Here is a 20,225-nt window from a genome sequence, read left to right as displayed (position 1 = left end):
AATAGACATGGCGGATTTTCACCAGAACGGCGTGGTTGCGACCCTGCACAATCTCAGGGAGCGCTCGCTGGAGCGGATGGAGAAGGAGCTCTCGGTCTTTTCCGCTTCGCGGCCGATCACGCTGATCCTGCCATCGCTTTATTCCGAGCTCGAAGCACCGGCGCTTGAGCATATCGTTTCGGAACTCTCGCAGGCTCCCTATATCGCCGAAATCGTCATTGGACTCGACCAGGCCGACGAGGCGCAATTTCGCCATGCAAAGCAGTATTTCTCCCGGCTGCCGCAGAAGCATACGATCCTCTGGCATGACGGCCCCCGTCTGCGGGCGGTCGACGAGAAGCTGAAGGCAGAGGATCTTTCGCCCGACCAGCCGGGCAAGGGTCGCAATGTCTGGTTCTGCATGGGCTATGTCCTTGCCGCACGCCAGGCCGGTGTCGTTGCCCTGCACGACTGCGATATCACCACCTATTCGCGCGACATGCTGGCACGGCTCGTCTATCCTGTGGCCAATCCGCGCTTCCCGTACGTCTTTTCCAAGGGCTATTACCCGCGCATCGCCGACCGCTCCCTCAACGGTCGCGTGACCCGCCTACTGGTGACGCCGCTGCTGCTCAGCCTCGAAAAGGTCATCGGACACCACCCCTATATCGATTATCTCAAGGCCTTCCGCTATCCGCTGGCCGGCGAATTCGCGATGCAGACGCAGATCCTCTCGGACATCCGCATCCCCTCCGACTGGGGCCTGGAAATCGGCGTGCTCTCGGAGCTCTGGCGCAACTACTCCAACCACGCGATCTGCCAGGTGGATATCGCCGACGCCTATGATCACAAGCATCAGCCGCTCTCGCCGGAAGACGCTGCCAAGGGCCTGTCGCGCATGTCGATCGACATTACCAAGGCCCTTTACCGCAAGCTTGCGACCGACGGTGTCGTCTTCGGGCAGGATGCCTTCCGGACGCTGAAGGCCACCTATTATCGGACAGCACTCGATCTGGTCGAAACCTATTATCACGACGCACGGATGAACGGGCTGACGACCGACCGGCATCGCGAGGAGCAGGCGGTGGAGCTGTTCGCAGCGAACCTGATCGAGGCGGGCCAGGTCTATCTCGACAATCCGAACGCGACGCCGTTCATGCCGAGCTGGAACCGTGTGCAAAGCGCCCTGCCCGACCTCTTGCGCGACATCCAGGAGGCCGTCCGGCTCGACGCCGAGGACTGATGTCGGCCTGTTTCTGCCGCCAGGTCACATCGCCGGGCGGCAGGTGAGATCGCCATCGGCAGCCACGAAGCTGGTTCCGGATGCGGAAAGCTTGCGCTCGACGGGATAGTCGATGACGCTTGGCCATGCCTCGATATCCCTGGCGGCATTCGGATCCGCGTCGATGGCCGGCTGATAGGCGGGGCGGCAGTCCGGCAGGGGGCGATCGGCGGCGAGGCCAAGTTCCTTGCGGATGGTTGCCGCACAGGCGTCCGGGGCGGCAAGCAGCGAGCAGGACGCAGCGAAGGTACGGCGGTAACGCAGGGTGAGTTCCTCGCCGGCGAGAGACAGGCCGGTAAACTCCCCGGCGATCACGTCATCCATGAGGCGCGTGCCGGTTCGGGCGTCATAGACAACGAATGGCATGCCGCCATTCCAGCCATCGGCGCCGCGGAAAAAAGCATAAGGACCGACGGCACCCCAAAGATAACCGGCGGTATCGTCCTTGATCTTGCGGTCGAGCGTCGAATTGAGCTGACAGGGTCCTGCCGACGAAGCGATAAAGAGACCTGCGGCGCCCTTCTCGCCAAGATCGAGTTCCTTCAGGGCGAAATTGGGGTAGCGCAGGCAGGTCAGCTTACCCTTCATGTCGAAGCCCGTGTCCTTTTCCGCGAGCTGGACTTCGGCACGGGTGGCGCGGTCGAACTGGCCGGTGACTTCTCCGGCATTGCGGCAGATGACGGGCGCCATGCGGCCGATCGCAAACTGCAACTCCTCGCCCTTGCCGCGAATCTCATAACGACCATCGGAGTACCAGAACCCGCTGGCCGCCTGCTGCTGCGGCAACGAGACCTTAGAGCCATCGGGGATGGTGATCTCGGCGGTGGCCTCACTGAACGAGACTGTCAGAGCCGTGCCGTTCTCGCAGGCATATTTGATGTCGGCAGCCCGGCTTTCGGCTGGAAGCAGAAAAAGAGCAGTCGCGGCCACAGCAAGGCCGGCATAAAACGTCTCGCGCATCAGGTCTCCCTCGGCTGTCGGCGCAGACCATGCCAAAGAAGTACCCGCGAGGACAATGGCAAAAACGATCATGTGATGAGAAGTGGTGCCCCCGGCAGGGTTCGAACCCGCGACCCCCTGATTACAAATCATGGATCACACCCTGCAAATCAAGGCCTATAGCATTCTTGTCGCGATCATGTCGCGCGACCTAAGACCATATCTGCGGCGTTCGCCAGCTCTGAACCGTCGTCATCCTTCGGGAACAAGTGCGAATAGAGGTCCATGGTGAGGGCAATGGTAGAATGCCCTAGCCGCTCCTGAACGATCTTCGGCGGGAGGCCCAAGCCGCCATCTTCGCGCCGGTTGATCATGAAGGAAGCGGCCCAATGCCGGAGGCAGTGAAGGCCGGAATATTTCGAGACCAGCACCGGCCGGCCTTTCTCGTCAGTCTCTCCGCTCTCGACCGTCACGCCGGCCTTAACCCATAGCGGATGCAGGCCGCGCTTCAGCATGTTGTTCAGGTTATCGACTTTGCCTGTCCCCGTAGGGAAAACCAGATCGAGCACCATCACCGGCTTTCCGTCCGCGTCCAGCTTGCCGCTGTCGCGCCGTGGGCAGGCCAGTTTCCATTCTCGGAGGGTGTTGATCACGATCGGCGGCACCGGCACAGTCCGTTCGCCTGATATGGATTTCGGATTGCCGATATCGTTGAACCTGTCGGCGCGCTGATGCACCCGGATTTCGCGCCGGTCAAAATCGATGTCCTGCCAGCGCAGGCCGCGAAGCTCGCTCGCCCGGAGCCCCGCAAAGGCAGCCGTGAGGATCAACGGACGCCACCGGCCTTCGGCAGCGGAGATCAGCGCCCTCACCTCTTCGCTTGTGGGAATGTCGATCCCGACTTTCAGCTTGCCCTTCTGGCGCTTCTGCTGGCGATCTGCCTTGCTGCCGCGCCGCGACTGCATTTCCCGCGCGGCGTTGCGGACGACAAGCCCCCGCTCCTGCGCATCGGCGAGCATCGTGCCGAGCGATGTCATCACGCGCTTGATCATCGAGGCCGAGCGCCCGGCTTCTCTCAGTTCGTCCTCATAGGCCCGGAGCCGAACCGTCGTCAGGGCGTTCAGGCGAAGGTTGCCAAGGAACGGGACGATATGGAGCCGCAACGTCCGTTCGTAGTCTTCGATCGACGATCGCTCCAGACCGGCGGCGCGCGTCGAGGCGATCCATAGTCTGCCCGCCGCTTCGACTGTGACCGTCTCACGGTCGGCAACATGGACCCCTTGCTTTACCTCGACCGAGGCCGTTGCCGCGAAGGCGTCCGCGTCCTTCTTCAGTTTGAAGCTCTTCAGTCTCCGCTTTCCGGCCGCATCGGTGTAGCGGACGACCCACGTTGATTTCGTCTCGCCCGTTGGCGAGGTCCAGTTTCGTTTGCGTACTGACATCAGCCCCCTCCGTTGCCGTTGTCTTCAGCGGCCGGGCGTTCGTACCACGCCAGCGGCGTAAGGATCTGTTGCGCCTTCTCGGCATCGCCGCGCGCCAGCGCGTTCAGCGCGTCTTTGAAGCAGTCTTTCATCCGGGCTTCGTTGTCGAGCAGCACCCTGATGCGCCGCTCATAGTCCCGGCGCTCGGCATCTTCCAGTTCAGCGTTCGCAAGGCTGGCCTCCAGGCGGCTGACGATCTCCACATTCATGGATCTGCCGCTGATGTCGGCAGCGGCCTTGATCGCGTCTCTCATGCCATCAGGCAGTCGCAGCGGGAATTGATCGGAGCCCCGGCCCGCTTTTTTGGTCTGCTTCATTTGCACTTGTCCCACATTATTGAAATCACCGTAATGTATTTGATCTTGACCGGCAATGAAATCACCGTAATTTATGCAACTGTAAACCATTCGAAGTCAGCAAAGGAAATCACATGACCGAAGCGAAGGAACTGGACCTGATTTGGGGTGTCGGCGCGATCGGCAAGGAGATCGGGCGTAGCTATCAAGCCACCTACCACATGATCCAGGCCGGGCATCTGCCCCCGGTGCGTCAGGTCGGGCAGCGCTATGTCGCCAGCCGGAAAGCCCTTATCGAGTTTTTCCACGGGCAGGAAACCGCAGCCTGATCGATCCGGCGCTATGGCGAGAATGCCAAAGCCGCCAATGACCTGCAGCCAAAAAACCGGATAAATGTCTTACATTTCAACATCTTGCTCGGCTTTTCGGAAGTAAATTCCGGTTGCGTAACTGCACAAGCCGCGCCATAGTATCCGACGACCAAGCCAACACCGGGAGAATGACCGAATGGGAACGGACTATCGTTAATGCAGGCCGTGGTGCCTGCGATTGAAAGGCATTACCATGCAGACGAAACCGCCCAATGACGTCAAGGCCTACGAAATCCCTTGGCAGGATCGCCCCTTCCTTCACATCAAGACAGCCGCTCAGTTGCTCGGGGTGTCTCGCACCTCGATTTACCGGATGAAAGAGGCCGGCCACCTTCGCCTTGCTGGCGTGGGGAGCCGAACCGTTGTCCGCACCGAAAGCCTGCTTGAATACATCAGGAGTGTCGAAGACCGGACGCCGGAGGCTCGGTCATGAAGCCCGCCGATACCGTATTCAAGCGCGCCTTGGACAAGCTCAACACCCGAACGCCAGACGAAGAAGCCTTTTGGGCCGAAGAGGAGGCCAAGGTTCTCCGCACCGTTGCGGCCAATCTCATGCAGGAAAATGGCGTCGTTCTGGTCGGCCACCCGTCGCTTGTCGAGTACGCGATTGACCGGGCCTGTGACGAGATCGCGCCCTACTGGACGCCGATGTTCCAAGGCGAGCCGCAGCGCAAGCGCGGGCGCCCGCCCGTCGATTACAACACACGCAGCATCTATGCGGCGGCGCTCGTGATGTTCGCGGGCAACGGTGTGTCGAACTCGGCAGCAGCAAAGCAGGCCGCTCAGTTTCTCGGCGAGCCGGCGACCAAGGATCGCTGCGAGAAGAATTTCAACGCCTGGAGGCGCATCACATCCCAGATCGTTAAGGCACGAGGCGGCTGCCAGAAGCTTCGGGATGCCTTCGCGTATTCGCTGTTCACGATCGCGGATGATTTGAAGTCGATCGCCGCGGAATTGGAGGCCGAACGGGCTGCCGAAGCGTTGCGCCGGAAGTCTGGTCGCCACGTGACCTTTATCGGCGCGACCCCCAACGCCAGTCTCCCGAAGTCCAAATGAAGGAGACACGAAGATGACCAAGACAGCCCAAACCTATGTGCCCTGGCGCGATAGAGCCTTTGTGAGTGTGGCCGAGACCGCTCAGATCATGGCGCGAAGCCCCGATTGGGTGCGCAACAGGATCGGCGAAGGCCGTCTAGTCGGCCGGCAGATCCAGGCCGGCGGCCCCGTCGTCGTCACTGTGGCGAGCCTTGTGAAGTTCATCGACGGGGTGGAGGCAACCGCTTCGCCCGTCCGCGTGAAGACGAGCACGATCTACCTCGCCGTCAACAACGATCCCTGAAACCTACGAAAAAGGCCCGTCCAGCGCGAACTGGAACGGGCCTCAATGCAGATGGATGACAGACATGACATTACCCCAAAATGCCGCCGCAGGCAATTCTTCGAACGATAGCGCATGGGCTAAGGCGAAGAGGAACGCAGCGGCAGCGGACGCCACCAATGCGCCCGGCCCGCGTCAGTCGGCCAAGGTGATCGAGCTAAAGCCAGCCGAGAAGAGCGCTTCGCAAACAGCGCTCGCGCAGGAAGTTATCCAGCGAGAGAAGGAGGCCTTTATCGCGGCCGGTCTCACCGCCGATGCTGCCAACGCCAAGATCCTATGGGCTCTTGAGGCGGGGCACTCGGAGGCAAGCGCAGTGCTCGCCGGCAAAGCCGCCGCCACTGGCAAGTTGGCTGACTTCCTCGCTGGACTGCCGTTCTTCGACACTCTTCCTGAGCCACCGGAAGGCGGGGAGGCAGAGATTGCTTTCACCTACGGGACGAGCGAGACGGACACCGAGTTTCCACCGGCAGTGCGGATGACATGGGCCGAGCTGTGCCGGGTAATGACGCGGCATGAAGTGGGCGCCAAGAAAGGGCGTTGCATCGTCCCTGCGTCTCTCAAGGGAAACAAGCGGGGGAACGACGAAGCCACCGAAATCCATGCCCTGGTGCTGGACTACGATCACGGCGCCGACCTGGACACGCTGGTGAGCGCAGTAGCGGCGAAGAAATGGACCGCAGCAATTGCGTCCACTCACTCCCACCTGACCACCGAAACGGCAGTGCGCAAGACCGTCTGGCAGAAGTACCTCAAGCAGAACCCGGAACTAGACCTGAGTGCCGCTGCGGCTGCCTATCTTGCCAAGGAAAAGCATTATCTTGCTGCTATCTATGAAGGCGCGAAGGTCGATCGCGAAAGCGAGGAATATGTTTTCCTGCGACACGCTCCTTGCCCGAAATTCCGCGTGGCGCTTCGGCTCGCTCGCCCTTGGCGCGCTTCGGATTATCCCTCGCAGAAAGAGGCCATCGCCGGATGGGCGGAAGCCTATAAGGCTGTTGCGACTTCGCTAGGCGCGCCGTTCGATACTTCTTGCACCGATACCAGCCGGCTCTTCTATCTGCCGCGCCACCCGGCGAACGTGCGGCCGGTTTCTCGCGTGCTGCACGGCGAGGCATGCGACGCCTTCGCTATGATCAGCACATCCGCTGCCGTCGAGACTGCACCGCCAGCCGCCAAGGCGCTTCGGCCGCGCGCAAAGAAGGTCGAGTATCTTGACGCCAGCACGGGCGAAGTCTTCGACCTGACGGCCTGGCTGAAGGGTTTTGGCCGGCGGTTCCTGATTGTCGATGCTTTGCGCAAACGCCGGCCGGATGTCTTCACGAACAAGGTTTCGGAGAACCGGCATCACATTCTTTGCCCTTACGAGGCCGAACACACCACTCCGGGCATGGACGGTGCGACGTTCATCACGAATGCCGGAGAAGGCAAATCCGAGGGCTTTGTGATCCATTGCAGGCACGCGCACTGCCACGAGCGCGACCGGGCGGATTACGTGCGGCAGATGCTGGAAGATGGCTGGCTTGAAATCGAGGATCTTACGAACCCGGCATATCTGCTGCCTGAGCCCGATCTCATTGAGGCCGCGATTGACCAGCTCAACACCCGTGAAGCCGTTGTGGTCATCAACGGTAGGACCCGTATCCTGGTCGAACCACCGGAAGGTGACAGCCGCAGCGAACCAGAGTTTGCCCAGGTGCAGGAACGTCGCTACTGGCACGCGCCAAAACGTGTGATGGTCGAAGGGAAGATGGTTCAGGCCTTCGATCTGTGGCTGAACTCGCCGAACCGGCGGGAGTATAAGGGCGTTGTCTTCGAACCGCAGGGCGCGCACCCCGACTACTATAACTACTGGCAGGGCTTCGCCGTCGAGCCGAACCCAAATGCAAGCTGCGCACGGTTCCTTGACCATCTGCGGCACAACATCTGCCGAGGCGAAGAAGGGCTGTTCAAGTGGTTCGTCGCTTGGCTGGCTCAGATGGTTCAGCAGCCGAGCGAGAAGCCGGGTGTTGCTGTCGTACTCCGAGGCGGCCGCGGCACCGGCAAGACGATCGTCGGCGAGTACATTGGCGCGATGCTGCACCGTCGAAACTATGTGCAGATCGCGCAGTCCAAGCAGTTGGTCGGAAACTTCAACGCCCACCTGGAGCAAGCACTACTCATCCAGGTCGAGGAAGGCTTTTTCGCGGGCAACCCTGCGATTGAGGGACCGTTGAAGAACCTGGTCACGAGTGAAATCAGGATGGTCGAGCGGAAGGGCTTTGACGCATTCCAGGTCCGCGACTGCGCTCGCCTGCTCATCACATCGAACGAAGCTTTGGTAGTGCCGGCCGGGAATGACGAACGGAGATGGGCGGTCTTTGACGTGGGGCCGGCCCGGCAACAGGATCACGCATACTTCGGCGCGATTGCCGCAGAGCGGGCGAACGGGGGCGCTGGAGCATTGCTGGCCTATCTCCAGGCTTTCGACCTGAGCAAGATCGATGTGCGCGCCGCGCCTGAGACGGCCGCCCTTCTAGATCAGAAACTGAACTCGCTGCCGTCAATGCAGAAATGGCTTCACGCCTGCCTCACGGAAGGAACGCTTGATGCGTCCGGTGAATGGCCTGAGCGCGTCGAGACGAAACGGCTCTACGACCACTACCGCAGCGCCGTCGCGAGGGAGCGTTACGCCCGCGAGATCGGTCAAGAGCAGTTCGGGAAGCTCCTGCGTGAGATCATTCCCGCTTGCGATATCGTCAGACCGCGCTGCGAAGGCCCGCGTTCGCGCTTCTATGTGTTGCCGAGCCTAGAGGCTTGCCGCGCCAGCTTCAGCAACTGGATCGGACAAAACGTCCATTGGGACGGGTGAGACCGGCGTGGAGCTTGGACCACTTGGACCAGTTCAGGACCGAAAAAGCCTTATTTCTCAGGGGCGGTCCAGGTGGTCCAAGTGGTCCAAGTAGAAAAAGAGTTATAGAGGCAGAGACAAAAATGCAGAGCAGAGCATGCCGATCGAGAGACCTGATCTCTCCCCCATACGCCCGTACTATAAGGATTTGGGTCGATTTTGCTTGGACCGCTTGGACCACGCGAAATTACGCAATTAAGTCAATCGGTTACGGCGGTCCAAGTGCCAAAATCCTGCTTGGACCAGCTTGGACCACCTGGCCCGACATAATGTCCGTCGCTTTGGCCGTGCGATCTCTCGCAACTCCCGCCGGCCGCGACACCCCATCAGGCCTTGTCGGAGGTGCGCTGTGAAGAGCAACCGATTGAACACCTGGCGCCAGTCCACGCAATGGCGAATGATCAGCCGCGAGGCCATCAAGCGATGGAACGCGAAGCGCGAGACGCTGCCAAAGTGCGGCGCCCGCAGGAAGAGAGATGGGCTCCCATGTTCGCAGCTCGCGAAGGAGAATGGCAGGTGCCACTACCATGGCGGGACTACACCAAAGGGCGACCAGTGGGGGCTAGTGCAATGGCCCAATGGGAAAGCCCCGGATGCAGAAGCCAAGCTGCAAGCGAAGTTGAAAAGGATCGAACGGATTCGCAAGGCGAAGGCGAAGAGGCTGGCAGCCATGAGCCCGGAAGAACGGCAGCGGTACGATCAGAGGGCCAAGACCCATGCACCAGGACCGGCAGCGGAGCGCGCGAGGCGTCGGGACGATCGCAAGCGAGCCGCAGAGATCCGCGCCAGCCTGGAGACACCTGACGAAAAGCCAGTCTCCGCCGAGCTTGCCGAACTGCAACGGCAGGCGGCGGCACTGGAGGAAGCGCGGGACCATTACCGCCGGCTCGCAGAACAAGAGCAGGCCAAACAAGATCGAGGAGTATTCGGGTGAGCGCAGCAAGCGAACGCAGAGAAGCCATGGAGCGGGCAAAGCACATGCTCCAGACCGAGGGCGTGATTGCGGCCGTTGAGGCCCTGGTGAGCGTCTGTAGAGATCCAAAGGCGCCGGCACCGGCCCGGAGCACGGCAGGAACAAGTATCCTTAGAGCGGGCGGCTTCTTCGATCAGAAGAACACCGAGCCTGAGAAGGATCTAAGCCAAATGTCGATGCAGGAACTCCGCGACTTCACCAATCGGCTCGAAACCGAAAAGCAGGCGGTTCTCCGAGCGGTCGAAGCGGGCACGCTGGAGCAGGAAGACGAGAAACCCGACGTTTTCGGCTGATTTCGTCGCTTCTGCCTTGTTCTGCAGAGGACACGCGAGACTAAAAAGACAAATAAAATCATTGACTTAGAGAGAATATCGGCTAGTCTTGGGCTATCGAGATCGAGCCCAAGGAAGGACCAAGCCAATGACACAAGCTACTGAAAACGAGATCCGCATGTTTCACCGCTCTGCGGATGTCCTGCGCGCCGCTATGGAAGCCGGCGACGTCGCGACCGTCCGGGAAATGATTGATGAGATCGAAGTGATCTCGCTGCACACAGACAGCGCCGAAGTTCGCCAGATGTGCCAGCCCTACATGCTGCCGAACTAATCCGACCGCTGCCGCCTATCAAAAGCCCCGGTGATGAGCCGGGGCTTTGTCGTTTATGCATCCCGCTCTTCACCTGATCGCACCATGCAGCCGCGCAAACAGTTCGCCCCGGTCACGAGCCGAGGCGTTGTCGTTTCGGACTATTTGGCTTTCAGGCGTCAGGCGGCGCGCTCGGCTACCCGCTTGACCTGAACCGCGCTCCACTCGCCGCCGCGAGGCGTCGGGATACCGCGAGCATTCAATTCCGCCGCCACGGTGCGCAGAGAAGCGCCGGAGGCCTGTAGCTCTTGAATGATCGGCGCAACCAGTGCCGCGCGGTCATCGGCCTTCTTGCTGCGGGCTGCAACACTTACGGCAGGACCGAGCGCCCGAACGTCGGCGAAGTTACCACGATCACCCCCTAGACGCTTGCCACGCGCCTTTGCGGCCTGAAGAGCCGCCTTCGTGCGCTGCGAGATCATTTCGCGCTCGTGCTCGGCCACAGCGGCGAGAATGTGGACTGTCAGGCGGTTCGCCTTCGGAAAGTCAACGGCGGTAAAGTCCACGCCGCTTTCCATCAGGTTCGAGATGAACGCGACGTTGCGGGCGAGACGGTCGAGCTTGGCAATGATCAGGGTCGCGCCATGCAGCTTGCAGAGCCGGAGCGCTTCGGCGAGCTTCGGGCGATCGTTGCGCTTGCCGCTCTCGACTTCTGTCACTTCAGCGACCAGCGACCAGTTGCCGCCATTGAGGTACGCGCGGACTGCTTCTTGCTGCGCTTCAAGGCCGAGGCCGCTGGCACCCTGGCGAGCGGTCGAGACCCTGTAATATGCGACGAACCTACCGTTTGCCATTGCCGTTCCTGCCCTTGTCTAAGTGTGTTACGTTTTCGTCTACGTTCGTTGCCATTAATGTAACACCATCTGCGGCCCTGTCAACGGCCGTTCTTTCAGGCGGCGCGTTCATCGAGCGCGGCGGGTCGAAGCGTCCGCGCCGTCGTCGCCCCGGCCCGGAGGGTGCCACCCGGCCACCCCCGACCACCCCTCCGGTATACCCCGAAACGCCGCCGGGAATAGGAACGCCCGGCCCGAAGAAATTTTCGCCCGGCCCGAACTTTTCACCCCGCCACCCGCTGCCGTCGCGCTGGTCTCCCAAGCCTCACCGTGCTATTCTCTCCGGGCTGGTAAATTCTTGCGAAGCGAGCGCGCAGGGTCCGAGCCCAAAACGGGCGAATGTCAATCAATCCGTCCCATCGGCGAGCCTTTCGCCGCTATCGGCCTTGATCCAGTGACCCTATGACCATCTGCCCGCTCCTCTCCAAATTCCTCGCCGAAAAGCGAGCTTTCCAGCCCTATATATCGGCTCGGCGATCCGGCCCACATTCAGACCATAACGACAACATCGTGATGGATACTGACGTGAACCCCATCGAAGCGAACCGAATAGCACGGCAAGCAGCAAAGCATCTCAGGGATGCCGTGGACATCTTCGGCAACCCGTCACATGAACTGCGGCAGGGTCTCGGCAGCCTCCTTTTGCTGGCGTCGAAGCATGAACACTATCAGCCCGACACAGGCCCGACGCATGACCTCCTAGCCGCAGTTTACGAAGGGCTTGGCGGGGCGATCTCTTCTCTCAGAGATGACGTGAGCATAGCGGACCTGGAAGCGGGCATGTTCGCAGCGGCGAGGCTCGCGCGGGACATCGACGCGGGAGACCTAGACGGCGATCGGCAAGCCGACGACAGGTGCAAGGTCCGTATCCTGACCCTTCAGCTTCGCGCCGCCGAATATCGAGGCGAAATCGAAACCCGGCGCATGAGGGCGCAATGGTCGGCCAAGGAGAAGCCGGCAGCCACTCAACCGGCCTTCTACGGGTGATCGCGCTATGACCGATGGAAACGCTCACCTCTCCGAGACAATCAAGCACCTCGACGCGGCAATGACCGGATCGGGGCTTATCCCTTGCGCCCATGCGCTGCATCACCTGGTCCACGCCGTGGGTAATGGCGCACTCGACGCCGGCTTGATTGCTGAAGCTTCGCAGCGGCTCTTTGCCGTGGCGGCGCGCGTGACCGAGTTGACGGCCGGCCGCCTGACGCCGCAAGAGGTGTATTTCTGTCTCGGCTGCGCAAACGCTGCCTTGACGACGGCCGACGCGCAGCGCCTCCCCTGGCTTCTCGCCGCCGTCGCGATGCTGGAGGCCGATCTGCGAGGCGTTTATCTGCGCAACGCGATTGCCACCGGCCCGCAAGCCGATCTCGCCTTCGTCATCGCCAAAACCACCCTGTCAGCGGTCTATGACGATCGCCCGGCCCTTCATTGAGGATTTCGCCATGATCAAGTCGAACCGCTATTTCAACAACGAGGCGTTCGGAGCTGCGGCCGCAAACCTCGCTGGCCTTTTCCAGCCACCGGAAGCCGCCGACGTGGCGAACTATGCTCTGGCAGATGAACGGCGCGCGAAGATGAACCAGCTCGCGTGGCTCTTCGACAATCCCGACGATCCGACCGCTTCCAAGCGCTCTTCTCTGACGGGCGTTCAGGGGTATGGCCAGACGCCGGAGGGCTTCACCTACAACGTCGATCGCGGCTATCAGGCCGCCACGGAAAACAACGTTCGCGATAATGCTAGGGTACTCTCTGAGCGTGAGATGATCGAGGCCGCAGCAACACAGCGGCTCGGCATTCCCGACGTAAACGCCCGCTATAAGGTGGACAGCGAAGCCGCAGTAAGCGGCGGCAACAATCTCCGCGACAATCAGACGAAGGCGATCACAACGCTACTCGGCCCGCTCGATCCTGGTCAGATCCGCCCGGAGGTCGCTGAAGACGTGATGGGGCTTCTGGAGATGCCCGGCATCGGTCCCGCCGCTGGTGCTCCAAAGTTGATGAGCGAGACTGAGCAAGCAGCAGCGGAGCGGCAGCGGCTGATTGAGGCCGGCGTGTTGACGGATGACATGTTGCTGGACGATTTCCTTGGTCAGCGCGCACCGGTTCAGGGCGTTGGCCCGGATGGCAAGACCGGCGCGTTTCTCTCGCCTGGTGCGGCTATCCGCACCGGAGCGCAGCCATTGCCGAAAGATAGCGGGCCGTCGATGTCGGTCACTCTGCCAGATGGCACCGTGGTTCAGCAGGGCGGCAAGGCGCTCACCGAAGGGCAGTCGAAGGACAGCGTTTATTTCACGCGCGCATCCGGTGCCATCCCGAAGCTCGACCAGTACGGCGAAGCCCTGACACAGATCACCGGCCGGATCGGCAGCGCGACGGAACAGGCCGGCGGCAACTTCATCAAGTCGAAAGAGTACCAGCTTGCCGAACAAGCCGGGCTAGAATTCCTCCAGGCCGTGCTCAGGAAGGATACGGGTGCCGCGATTACACGCGAGGAGCAATCCGAATATGGCCGCGTCTATCTCCCGCAACCGGGCGACAGCGCCGAATTGCTCGACCAGAAGAAAGCATCTCGCGCCCGCGCCCTGGCGGCTATCCGCCTTGGCCTGCCGCCTGACGCAATCATCAATGCCGAGCGCGCTGGCGTGGATCTGAGCGTATCGGCCATGCCGACCGAGCAGACCGCTCCGGCCGCATCCGCCGAGCCCACCGCGCCTGTTTATGCCACGAACCCGCAGACCGGCGAACGCCTGGTTCTGCGCAACGGAAATTGGGAACCCGCACAATGAGCAATCTGCCGCCTCTCCCCGCCGGCTTTCAGCTCGAAACGAAGCCGCCGCAGCAGCAACAGCCCCGGCAGCTCCCGCCGTTGCCGGAGGGCTTCACGCTGGAGACCGCGCCGCAGCCGCGAAGCGCTGAGAACGTGCAAGCCGAGTTCGATGCAATGCCCTGGTATCAGAAAGCGGCCGTTGCCGCCGATGATGTGGCGCGCTCGATCGCCAACGGCGCCACCTTCGGCTATGCGGACAAGCTCGCCGCCTATCTGAACGGCACCAGTACCGAGGAAGAGCGGCAGAGGACCGCAGAAGCTGAAATGCGCGGCGGCTCCGCAACGACCGTTGCCGAGATCGGCGGGGCGATTGCAACTCCGGTCATGGCCGCGAGTGCTGGCGCATCCCTACCCCGCATCGCTGCATCTGTTCCGGGCGTAACCGGCACCGTTGCCCGCTCCGGGCTCGCAGCCGTCGAGGGTGCTGGCTACGGCGCTCTGACTGCTTCCGGCTATGATCAGGACATTGGCGAAGGCGCTTTGATGGGTGCGATCTTCGGCGGCGCTGGCAACGCAGCCGGCGAAGCGGTCGCGACGGGCGCTCGCAAGGTCGCCGGGGCGTTCAACGCAAAGCCAAAAATCCCGACTATGGACGAGCTATCGACGGCAGCCCGGCAGGCTTACGACGCCGCCGACAATGCCGGCGTGATCTTCACGCCCCAAGCGACGGGAAGACTTCAGACCGAGATCATTCAGACGCTCACAGACAGCGGCTATGACCCGGCATTGCAGCCCGGCGCCGCTGCCGTCCTTCGCCGGCTCCAGGATCTACAAGGCCAGAACGTCACACTGAAGGGGCTCGATACTTTGCGCAAGGTCGCCAGTGGCGGTTTCATCCCCGGCAACAAGAGCAACAACGCGGCCGTCTCGGCAATCGTGAACCGCATCGATGACCTTGTGGGCAACACGCAGGCCGGTGAAGTCTTGAGCGGTGACGCGACGGCCGGAGCCGAAGCCCTGAAGACAGCACGCGATCTCTGGTCGCGCATGTCGAAAGCGAATGTCGTCACCGAGGCCGCAGCCCGCGGCGAATTGAACGCGGCCGCTGCCGGATCGGGCGCCAATCGCGAGAACGCTTCGCATCAGGCAATGAAGGCGCTCCGCAACAACAAGTCAGCCACGCGCGGCTTTACGCCTGATGAGCAAGCGGCGCTGATGCAGGCGATCACCGGAACGCCCGACCAGAACGCGCTCCGGCTTGTCGGCAAACTCTCCCCAACCGGGATCGTCAGCGGGGCGCTATCGAGCGGCGTCGGATACCAAGTCGGCGGGCCTGTCGGTGCGGTCGCTGCCCCGGCGGTTGGCTACGTCGCCCGCAAGGGAGCCGAGCGCATGCAGGAAGGCTTCGTTCAGGAATTGGTGGACATCATAATGGCGGGCGGAAGCAAAGCCGCCACGCAGGCCCGGCCGAATGCTGTTCAGGCTGCCATCGATGCGAACCGCAACGCCTTCGTCAAATCGGCTGCTGCTGGCTCTCAGTACGTCGGGAGCCGGTGACGCGAGCAGCGCAGCACTCACAACCTGTTGTCGATCGTCAGCGCTCAAGGCATCATGGCGAAATCGAAGGAAATCGCAGGGGCGGAGATGGCTACGACAACAGGCGAGAAGATCCAGAAGGTTTCGACCGTTTTTGCATTGAGCATGATTGCCGCAATCGCGCTACTGTTCGTATACGCGGCGGTCAGGGGCTATCTCGATAGCCGGGCCGAGAAAGAAGCCGCCGCGAAGACCCTGACCGATTTGGAGCGCATCGAAGCGTCAGATGCACCCCCATCGGTGAAGAGCAGGGAATGGCTCGAATTGGCCTATTCCAGCCCAGGCGCGATGAAAGCCTCCTTAAGCAGATACTCGGAGGGGCATTTGCTGGCGCTGGTGAACCTCCACCTCTCCCAAGGGTACAATCAGTCCGACCCGTTGCCGGCGGCCATCATCGAGAAAGTGGCCGAGGCGAAATGCTTGGTCTTCGTCCGTCAGGTTGATATGAAGAGCCCGACATTCAACACCGACAACTATTCTGCCTACCTGCAAGCGACAGCGGAAATCGGCAAGCTTCAGCCGCATCTTATGAATTATGAAGCCTCTCTGGCTTCTTGCACCCATCGCTTTCAGGTCATGCAGCAGCGGCACGAGAAGCGAATTGCCGAGGAAAGCGCTCGCAGCACCGCAGTCCGAGACGTGGGGGCAGCGTTGGGCAACGCAACGAAAGAAGCGGGCGAATGGTGGAGCAGCACGACAAAGCCCATCGCTAACGCTGTTGACGAGTTCAAAGCCGGATACGAAAGCGGAAAGTGACAGCGCCACAGGGGAGCCCGCTGCCGACATGGCCGACAGCGGGAACCAATTCAGGCTTGATCAGCAATCCAAGTTTCGACGGCCTCTAGCGTCATTTCATACTCGCGTGACAAGCAGCCATCCACGACGGTATTGCCCTTAAGGATCTGATAGCCGGGGCCGAAATGCTCCCGAAGCCACGACCGCGCCGGGGTCTTCTCAAGACGAAAGCCAAGGTGTGAGAGTTGGCGTCGAGCCGAGCGCTCGCGGCTCCGTACGGTTACGGTGGTCGACGAAATTCCGGTGCTAAGCTTGTTCGAATGCATCGCAATGCTCCAGTTTAGGAAGCGACCCGTTGCGATGCGCAGCGTTGAGCTGACAGAGTTGGCGGCAAGTTCGCGAGTTAGGTCGGTGGTGGCTCGCGGGTGTAAGCGCCTGATGATCTGAAGATGGCTTGTCGTGACCGATCCGTCAAGCCCAGGCTGCGGCGCAGCAAATAGACCAGTTGCGATTGCGCCCCTTATTGTGAGACGATCCCGTGTGGATGCTGAGGAAAGCACGCAAAGGCTGAGGGGTTTATCATGGCTATGATCATTGGCGGAGCATTTGGGGTCGCGTTGCTCGGAGCCCTGTTCGCATACCTGCTAAGACGGGCGCTTAAGATCGCGCTCCTCCACTCCTACGCGGCTGGCGTATTGATCGCCATGCCGATCGCTGCGGTGCTCTACAGCCATAATTCTGGCGTCCCTTTCCTTAACGCCATGGTGATCTACGGCGCGGCGGCTCCAATCGCCTTCGTCCTGCTCTGGATGACCCGGCGGCGGAAAGCGTCCTAAACAGGCGGTCTAGTCCTGCCGGCGACCCTATTCGAGCGGTCGCGCGTAGTGCATCCGACATCTGATGCCGTTGGGCGTCGGCGCGTCATTTAAGGTGCAGCCATTGCCCCTTGCGATCCGGTTGAGCAAATCCGGCATCACCACATCCCTGCCGACACGCGCAATCATCGCGTCACCGTCGTAACGGCGCCGGATCTCGCATTTCAGACATTGAACGTGGATCTTGCGGCCGGCGAACTCGGCTAGGGTCCGAGCTCCCTTGTAAGCATGCATGGGCGGTCACTCATGGGCCACCGCATATGGCCCGGTTATTCGTTGATATCGCCGCCGGGCTCTGTATCGCTCGAATGGCCGAGGCGCGCAAGCCTGGCAGTCGAGCGGCGACCTTCTGACGCTTCCCTTCTCTCTAGAAACTTTTTCGGCTGGCGAGGGCGCTTGTCGCGCTCATGTCGCGTCGATTCGCCGAGCATCAGTGAAAACCATTGGAAACCAACGATTCTCATTTGCAACATGGCGCGACATGGATTTGAGCGATTTCAGAGCTAAGTGCTTGAAAATTATGGTGCCCCCGGCAGGGTTCGAACCCGCGACCCCCTGATTACAAATCAGGTGCTCTACCAACTGAGCTACAAGGGCAGTGGCCGCTGTTTAGGCGGAAATCGGTTTGCGGTAAAGCAAAAAATCGGCGGACGGTTAGCGCAGATGGTGAATAAGTGTTCCGGCCGACACCGGCCTCAGGGGCCGCAAGCCGAACCGATTCCGGGGCGAAACCTCTTGTGGTTACAGGTAGATGTCATGTACCACTTGGCGACATTTCATCAGGGCTCGCCATGTCTCGCACGTTCCGGTCGCTCGCCTTCATCGCCTCCAACACGGACGAAGCCCAGGCTTCGCGTGCCGAGCTGATTCGTCTTTACGGCCATACCGAGCCTGCAGATGCCGATGTCATCGTGGCTCTGGGCGGCGATGGCTTCATGCTGCAGACGCTGCATGACACGATGAATACCGGCAAGCTGATCTATGGCATGAACCGTGGCTCTGTCGGCTTCCTGATGAACGACTATTCGACAGACAAGCTTCCCGAGCGGATTTCGGCGGCTGTCGAAAACGATTTTCACCCGTTGAAAATGACGACGAGCAATGCTGACGGGTCAATCTCCTTCGCGCTTGCCATCAATGAAGTGTCGGTGCTGCGCCAGTCCTATCAGGCGGCCAAACTGCGCGTGCTCGTGGACGGCCAGGTTCGCCTGGAGGAACTGATCTGCGACGGACTGATGGTGGCAACTCCCGTCGGATCGACCGCCTACAATCTCTCGGCCCATGGTCCGATCCTGCCGCTCGAGGCCCCGCTTCTGGCGCTGACGCCGGTGAGCCCCTTCCGTCCGAGGCGCTGGCGCGGAGCCCTGCTGCCGGACAAGGTGACCGTGGTCCTGGAAGTGCTCGAGCCGGAGAAGCGGCCGGTCAATGCCGTTGCCGACCATACCGAGGTCAAATCGGTGCTGAGGGTGGAGATTGCACAGTCAGAAGATACCACAGCACGGATCCTCTCAGACCCAGACCGCTCGTGGTCCGACCGGATCATTGCCGAACAGTTTTCCGATTGAGGTTCCCATGAAGGTTGTCACCTCGGCTGCCATGCTTGTTGCTCTGACCCTTTCGTCTCCCATGCGTGCAGACGAAATCGGCCAGTTGCCGGTCACGGCAACCTTCGTCATCAGCGGCGGCTATTGGGAATCGAGTGCCGAAGCGGTGACCGGAGCCGAGGCGACGGTGCAAGCCGGCGAGCGCGGCTATTACAAGCTCATCGCCATCCGCCAGCCTGACCGGACGGCGCGCATCTACCTGCAGATGGTCGCCTCCGGCGCAGACGGCCTCAGGCTGGTCGAGAGCGTCGAGCTTGAGGAATTCTCCGCGATCAAGCCCTATGTCACCGGCATCCGCCCGGAAAGCATGACGGGCGTTGCCGCGACACCCGGCTTCTTTGCCACGGTTTATCTGAAGACGTCACCTACCACCGATCGCGTCGAAGAATGGACGGTGCTGATCGACGAACTCGGTGACATCAGGGTCGAGCGGGCGAGCAACTGAGGCGTCCGCTCCTATCATCCAATCCATATCTGGCATCCACCGGTTTTCGATAGACTCACGCTTGGTTGTTGAAAAAACCGACAGCGTGTGCGGCGACCTCATCATGAAGATGCCTTCGATCGATACCAGGCGGATCGACACAGATCTCGGGCTCCAGGGACTGACCCAGCGCGGTACATTGATCAAGGAAAACATAGTGACCGACCTGCTCTCCAATCAGCTTCAGTTCCGAATTGGGGAGCCTCTTGGCAAGCCATGCGGCACATTCTTCTACCGGTGCCTCCCTATCTGCTTGACCGACCGTGATGGCAACAGACCGCTGAATCACTTGGAGGCTTTCCTCCTCAAACGCACGAACCGTGGGCGCTGGAGCGCAGAGAAAACCAGCGCGAATACGGTCGTCACGGAACGACGCTGATTGTCTCTCATAGGACAGCCGGAAAGCCCGGTTCCGCTCGAGAAGCGCGGCAATATGATTGACTAGGTCAGGGAATTCGCGCGGGCCCTTGCCAAACGGCATGTCTCTTGCCCAGTTATGGAAACGACTTAACTCGGTAATCGCGCCCAAACTGCAGACGACCGTGTATCCGCCCAAGGAGAAGCCGGCAGCATAGATCCTATCACCGTCCGCAATCCGGCTGAACGGTCCCTTTGAAAGGTGGAAATCCAGCGCGACCGAAAGATCACGCGATCTTTCCCACCAGCACAGAAAGCCCTCCGCGCAATATGGCTCCCTGGCAGTATTACCATGGTGATCGATCCCAATGGTGAGATACCCCGCCCTCGCCAAGCGATGCGCCAACCATGACATGCTTGCGACCGCTCCGCCTGTTCCGTGGGAGAAGACGACCACCGGCAGTCGGCGCGCCCCAGTCTCGGCGCTGACGTTGCAGACCGGTTCACTCACAAAGATCCCGGCAGGTGGCGAAATGCCGGCCCCAAGGCCTGCGGATTGCCTGGGCACTGGATACCAGGCACTCCACCAGATCGGGCGCGCATCCGTTTCATCCCAGTTCGAGCGCAAGGGATCGGAGATCAGGCCCGACGAAAACCCAACAGCCAACATGCCCCCGCTCCGATCCCGTGTGTCGATGACAGACTGAGAAAATTCTGCCTAAAAATCAAACGGAAAAGGCCGC

Annotated in this window: 22 protein-coding genes and 1 tRNA gene; 17 read left to right on the top strand and 6 right to left on the bottom strand. The window is 61.0% G+C overall.

What is annotated here, in order from left to right; genetic code table 11:
- Window positions 1-7: 7 nt before the first annotated feature.
- Window positions 8-1,222, top strand: a complete 1,215-nt coding sequence (locus H6M51_RS12575) for a glycosyl transferase (protein WP_185810191.1) — start codon at window positions 8-10, stop codon at window positions 1,220-1,222.
- A gap of 24 nt (window positions 1,223-1,246) precedes the next feature.
- On the opposite strand, the gene H6M51_RS12570 is transcribed toward H6M51_RS12575, so the two are convergent.
- The 3 genes from H6M51_RS12570 to H6M51_RS12560 form a co-directional block, all read right to left on the bottom strand.
- Window positions 1,247-2,221 carry an MliC family protein gene (locus H6M51_RS12570; RefSeq protein ID WP_185810190.1) on the bottom strand — a complete coding sequence of 325 codons (975 nt, stop codon included), beginning with the start codon at window positions 2,219-2,221 and terminating at the stop codon, window positions 1,247-1,249.
- Window positions 2,222-2,397: 176 nt separating this feature from the next.
- Window positions 2,398-3,642 (bottom strand): site-specific integrase, encoded by a 1,245-nt coding sequence (locus H6M51_RS12565; protein ID WP_185810189.1) that lies wholly within the window; start codon window positions 3,640-3,642, stop codon window positions 2,398-2,400.
- Window positions 3,642-3,998 carry an Arc family DNA-binding protein gene (locus tag H6M51_RS12560; protein WP_185810188.1) on the bottom strand — a complete coding sequence of 119 codons (357 nt, stop codon included), beginning with the start codon at window positions 3,996-3,998 and terminating at the stop codon, window positions 3,642-3,644. Before H6M51_RS12560 ends, H6M51_RS12565 begins: the two co-directional genes overlap by 1 nt.
- 113 nt (window positions 3,999-4,111) lie before the next feature.
- On the opposite strand from H6M51_RS12560, the gene H6M51_RS12555 reads away from it, so the two are divergent.
- The 8 genes from H6M51_RS12555 (at window position 4,112) to H6M51_RS12520 (ending at window position 10,192) form a co-directional block, all read left to right on the top strand.
- Window positions 4,112-4,306, top strand: a complete 195-nt coding sequence (locus H6M51_RS12555) for a hypothetical protein (protein ID WP_185810187.1) — start codon at window positions 4,112-4,114, stop codon at window positions 4,304-4,306.
- A 235-nt stretch (window positions 4,307-4,541) separates the two neighbouring features.
- Complete coding sequence (locus H6M51_RS12550) at window positions 4,542-4,781, top strand: helix-turn-helix domain-containing protein (protein ID WP_185810186.1); 240 nt, start codon at window positions 4,542-4,544, stop codon at window positions 4,779-4,781.
- The gene (locus H6M51_RS12545) at window positions 4,778-5,404 is read left to right on the top strand and encodes a hypothetical protein (RefSeq protein ID WP_185810185.1); all 627 of its coding nucleotides are present in this window, start codon (window positions 4,778-4,780) and stop codon (window positions 5,402-5,404) included. The genes H6M51_RS12550 and H6M51_RS12545 overlap by 4 nt, the downstream gene beginning before the upstream one ends.
- A 13-nt stretch (window positions 5,405-5,417) precedes the next feature.
- Window positions 5,418-5,687 carry a hypothetical protein gene (locus H6M51_RS12540; protein ID WP_185810184.1) on the top strand — a complete coding sequence of 90 codons (270 nt, stop codon included), beginning with the start codon at window positions 5,418-5,420 and terminating at the stop codon, window positions 5,685-5,687.
- 64 nt (window positions 5,688-5,751) lie between these two features.
- Window positions 5,752-8,574, top strand: coding sequence for a DUF5906 domain-containing protein (locus tag H6M51_RS12535; RefSeq protein ID WP_185810183.1), 2,823 nt, complete (start codon window positions 5,752-5,754; stop codon window positions 8,572-8,574).
- A 403-nt stretch (window positions 8,575-8,977) separates the two neighbouring features.
- On the top strand, window positions 8,978-9,547 hold the full coding sequence (locus H6M51_RS12530; protein WP_185810182.1) for a hypothetical protein: 570 nt from the start codon (window positions 8,978-8,980) through the stop codon (window positions 9,545-9,547).
- A complete protein-coding gene (locus H6M51_RS12525; protein ID WP_185810181.1) occupies window positions 9,544-9,879 on the top strand; it encodes a hypothetical protein in 336 nt (111 codons plus the stop codon). The genes H6M51_RS12530 and H6M51_RS12525 overlap by 4 nt, the downstream gene beginning before the upstream one ends.
- Before the next feature lie 127 nt (window positions 9,880-10,006).
- Complete coding sequence (locus H6M51_RS12520) at window positions 10,007-10,192, top strand: hypothetical protein (RefSeq protein ID WP_185810180.1); 186 nt, start codon at window positions 10,007-10,009, stop codon at window positions 10,190-10,192.
- 158 nt (window positions 10,193-10,350) lie between these two features.
- Here the strand turns inward: H6M51_RS12520 and H6M51_RS12515 are convergent, their stop codons facing one another.
- Window positions 10,351-11,025, bottom strand: a complete 675-nt coding sequence (locus H6M51_RS12515; RefSeq protein WP_185810179.1) for a recombinase family protein — start codon at window positions 11,023-11,025, stop codon at window positions 10,351-10,353.
- A 564-nt stretch (window positions 11,026-11,589) separates the two neighbouring features.
- Here H6M51_RS12515 and H6M51_RS12510 point away from each other — a divergent pair.
- The 6 genes from H6M51_RS12510 to H6M51_RS12485 all read left to right on the top strand — a co-directional run bounded on the left by H6M51_RS12510 (window position 11,590) and on the right by H6M51_RS12485 (window position 16,998).
- Window positions 11,590-12,051 carry a hypothetical protein gene (locus tag H6M51_RS12510; RefSeq protein WP_185810178.1) on the top strand — a complete coding sequence of 154 codons (462 nt, stop codon included), beginning with the start codon at window positions 11,590-11,592 and terminating at the stop codon, window positions 12,049-12,051.
- Between the two features lie 7 nt (window positions 12,052-12,058).
- Window positions 12,059-12,496 (top strand): hypothetical protein, encoded by a 438-nt coding sequence (locus H6M51_RS12505; protein WP_185810177.1) that lies wholly within the window; start codon window positions 12,059-12,061, stop codon window positions 12,494-12,496.
- Between the two features lie 10 nt (window positions 12,497-12,506).
- Window positions 12,507-13,850: a hypothetical protein gene (locus tag H6M51_RS12500; RefSeq protein WP_185810176.1), complete on the top strand. Its 1,344-nt coding sequence runs from the start codon at window positions 12,507-12,509 to the stop codon at window positions 13,848-13,850.
- Window positions 13,847-15,388 (top strand): hypothetical protein, encoded by a 1,542-nt coding sequence (locus tag H6M51_RS12495; RefSeq protein WP_185810175.1) that lies wholly within the window; start codon window positions 13,847-13,849, stop codon window positions 15,386-15,388. Before H6M51_RS12500 ends, H6M51_RS12495 begins: the two co-directional genes overlap by 4 nt.
- 27 nt (window positions 15,389-15,415) lie before the next feature.
- Window positions 15,416-16,183 carry a hypothetical protein gene (locus H6M51_RS12490; protein WP_185810174.1) on the top strand — a complete coding sequence of 256 codons (768 nt, stop codon included), beginning with the start codon at window positions 15,416-15,418 and terminating at the stop codon, window positions 16,181-16,183.
- A gap of 560 nt (window positions 16,184-16,743) precedes the next feature.
- The gene (locus H6M51_RS12485; RefSeq protein WP_185810173.1) at window positions 16,744-16,998 is read left to right on the top strand and encodes a hypothetical protein; all 255 of its coding nucleotides are present in this window, start codon (window positions 16,744-16,746) and stop codon (window positions 16,996-16,998) included.
- A gap of 560 nt (window positions 16,999-17,558) precedes the next feature.
- Here H6M51_RS12485 and H6M51_RS12480 read toward each other — a convergent pair.
- Window positions 17,559-17,634 (bottom strand) — tRNA-Thr (locus H6M51_RS12480).
- Between the two features lie 194 nt (window positions 17,635-17,828).
- Here H6M51_RS12480 and H6M51_RS12475 point away from each other — a divergent pair.
- Both H6M51_RS12475 and H6M51_RS12470 read left to right on the top strand, forming a co-directional pair.
- The gene (locus tag H6M51_RS12475) at window positions 17,829-18,602 is read left to right on the top strand and encodes an NAD kinase (RefSeq protein WP_185810172.1); all 774 of its coding nucleotides are present in this window, start codon (window positions 17,829-17,831) and stop codon (window positions 18,600-18,602) included.
- A 7-nt stretch (window positions 18,603-18,609) separates the two neighbouring features.
- Window positions 18,610-19,086, top strand: a complete 477-nt coding sequence (locus H6M51_RS12470) for a hypothetical protein (RefSeq protein ID WP_185810171.1) — start codon at window positions 18,610-18,612, stop codon at window positions 19,084-19,086.
- Window positions 19,087-19,141: 55 nt separating this feature from the next.
- On the opposite strand, the gene H6M51_RS12465 is transcribed toward H6M51_RS12470, so the two are convergent.
- Window positions 19,142-20,152 (bottom strand): alpha/beta fold hydrolase, encoded by a 1,011-nt coding sequence (locus tag H6M51_RS12465; protein WP_185810170.1) that lies wholly within the window; start codon window positions 20,150-20,152, stop codon window positions 19,142-19,144.
- Between the last annotated feature and the right edge of the window lie 73 nt (window positions 20,153-20,225).

The organism is Rhizobium sp. AQ_MP, assembly GCF_014237835.1.
Lineage (GTDB): Bacteria > Pseudomonadota > Alphaproteobacteria > Rhizobiales > Rhizobiaceae > Allorhizobium.
Note: the sequence above shows the minus strand (reverse complement) of the source record. Positions and strands in the feature narration are given on the sequence as shown.

Coding starts and splice junctions, on each gene's coding strand:
- H6M51_RS12575 (WP_185810191.1), top strand. CDS start 8: ATGGCGGATTTTCACCAGAACGGCGTGGTTGCGACCCTGCACAATCTC.
- H6M51_RS12570 (WP_185810190.1), bottom strand. CDS start 2,221: ATGCGCGAGACGTTTTATGCCGGCCTTGCTGTGGCCGCGACTGCTCTT.
- H6M51_RS12565 (WP_185810189.1), bottom strand. CDS start 3,642: ATGTCAGTACGCAAACGAAACTGGACCTCGCCAACGGGCGAGACGAAA.
- H6M51_RS12560 (WP_185810188.1), bottom strand. CDS start 3,998: ATGAAGCAGACCAAAAAAGCGGGCCGGGGCTCCGATCAATTCCCGCTG.
- H6M51_RS12555 (WP_185810187.1), top strand. CDS start 4,112: ATGACCGAAGCGAAGGAACTGGACCTGATTTGGGGTGTCGGCGCGATC.
- H6M51_RS12550 (WP_185810186.1), top strand. CDS start 4,542: ATGCAGACGAAACCGCCCAATGACGTCAAGGCCTACGAAATCCCTTGG.
- H6M51_RS12545 (WP_185810185.1), top strand. CDS start 4,778: ATGAAGCCCGCCGATACCGTATTCAAGCGCGCCTTGGACAAGCTCAAC.
- H6M51_RS12540 (WP_185810184.1), top strand. CDS start 5,418: ATGACCAAGACAGCCCAAACCTATGTGCCCTGGCGCGATAGAGCCTTT.
- H6M51_RS12535 (WP_185810183.1), top strand. CDS start 5,752: ATGACATTACCCCAAAATGCCGCCGCAGGCAATTCTTCGAACGATAGC.
- H6M51_RS12520 (WP_185810180.1), top strand. CDS start 10,007: ATGACACAAGCTACTGAAAACGAGATCCGCATGTTTCACCGCTCTGCG.
- H6M51_RS12515 (WP_185810179.1), bottom strand. CDS start 11,025: ATGGCAAACGGTAGGTTCGTCGCATATTACAGGGTCTCGACCGCTCGC.
- H6M51_RS12505 (WP_185810177.1), top strand. CDS start 12,059: ATGACCGATGGAAACGCTCACCTCTCCGAGACAATCAAGCACCTCGAC.
- H6M51_RS12500 (WP_185810176.1), top strand. CDS start 12,507: ATGATCAAGTCGAACCGCTATTTCAACAACGAGGCGTTCGGAGCTGCG.
- H6M51_RS12495 (WP_185810175.1), top strand. CDS start 13,847: ATGAGCAATCTGCCGCCTCTCCCCGCCGGCTTTCAGCTCGAAACGAAG.
- H6M51_RS12485 (WP_185810173.1), top strand. CDS start 16,744: ATGGCTATGATCATTGGCGGAGCATTTGGGGTCGCGTTGCTCGGAGCC.
- H6M51_RS12475 (WP_185810172.1), top strand. CDS start 17,829: ATGTCTCGCACGTTCCGGTCGCTCGCCTTCATCGCCTCCAACACGGAC.
- H6M51_RS12470 (WP_185810171.1), top strand. CDS start 18,610: ATGAAGGTTGTCACCTCGGCTGCCATGCTTGTTGCTCTGACCCTTTCG.
- H6M51_RS12465 (WP_185810170.1), bottom strand. CDS start 20,152: ATGTTGGCTGTTGGGTTTTCGTCGGGCCTGATCTCCGATCCCTTGCGC.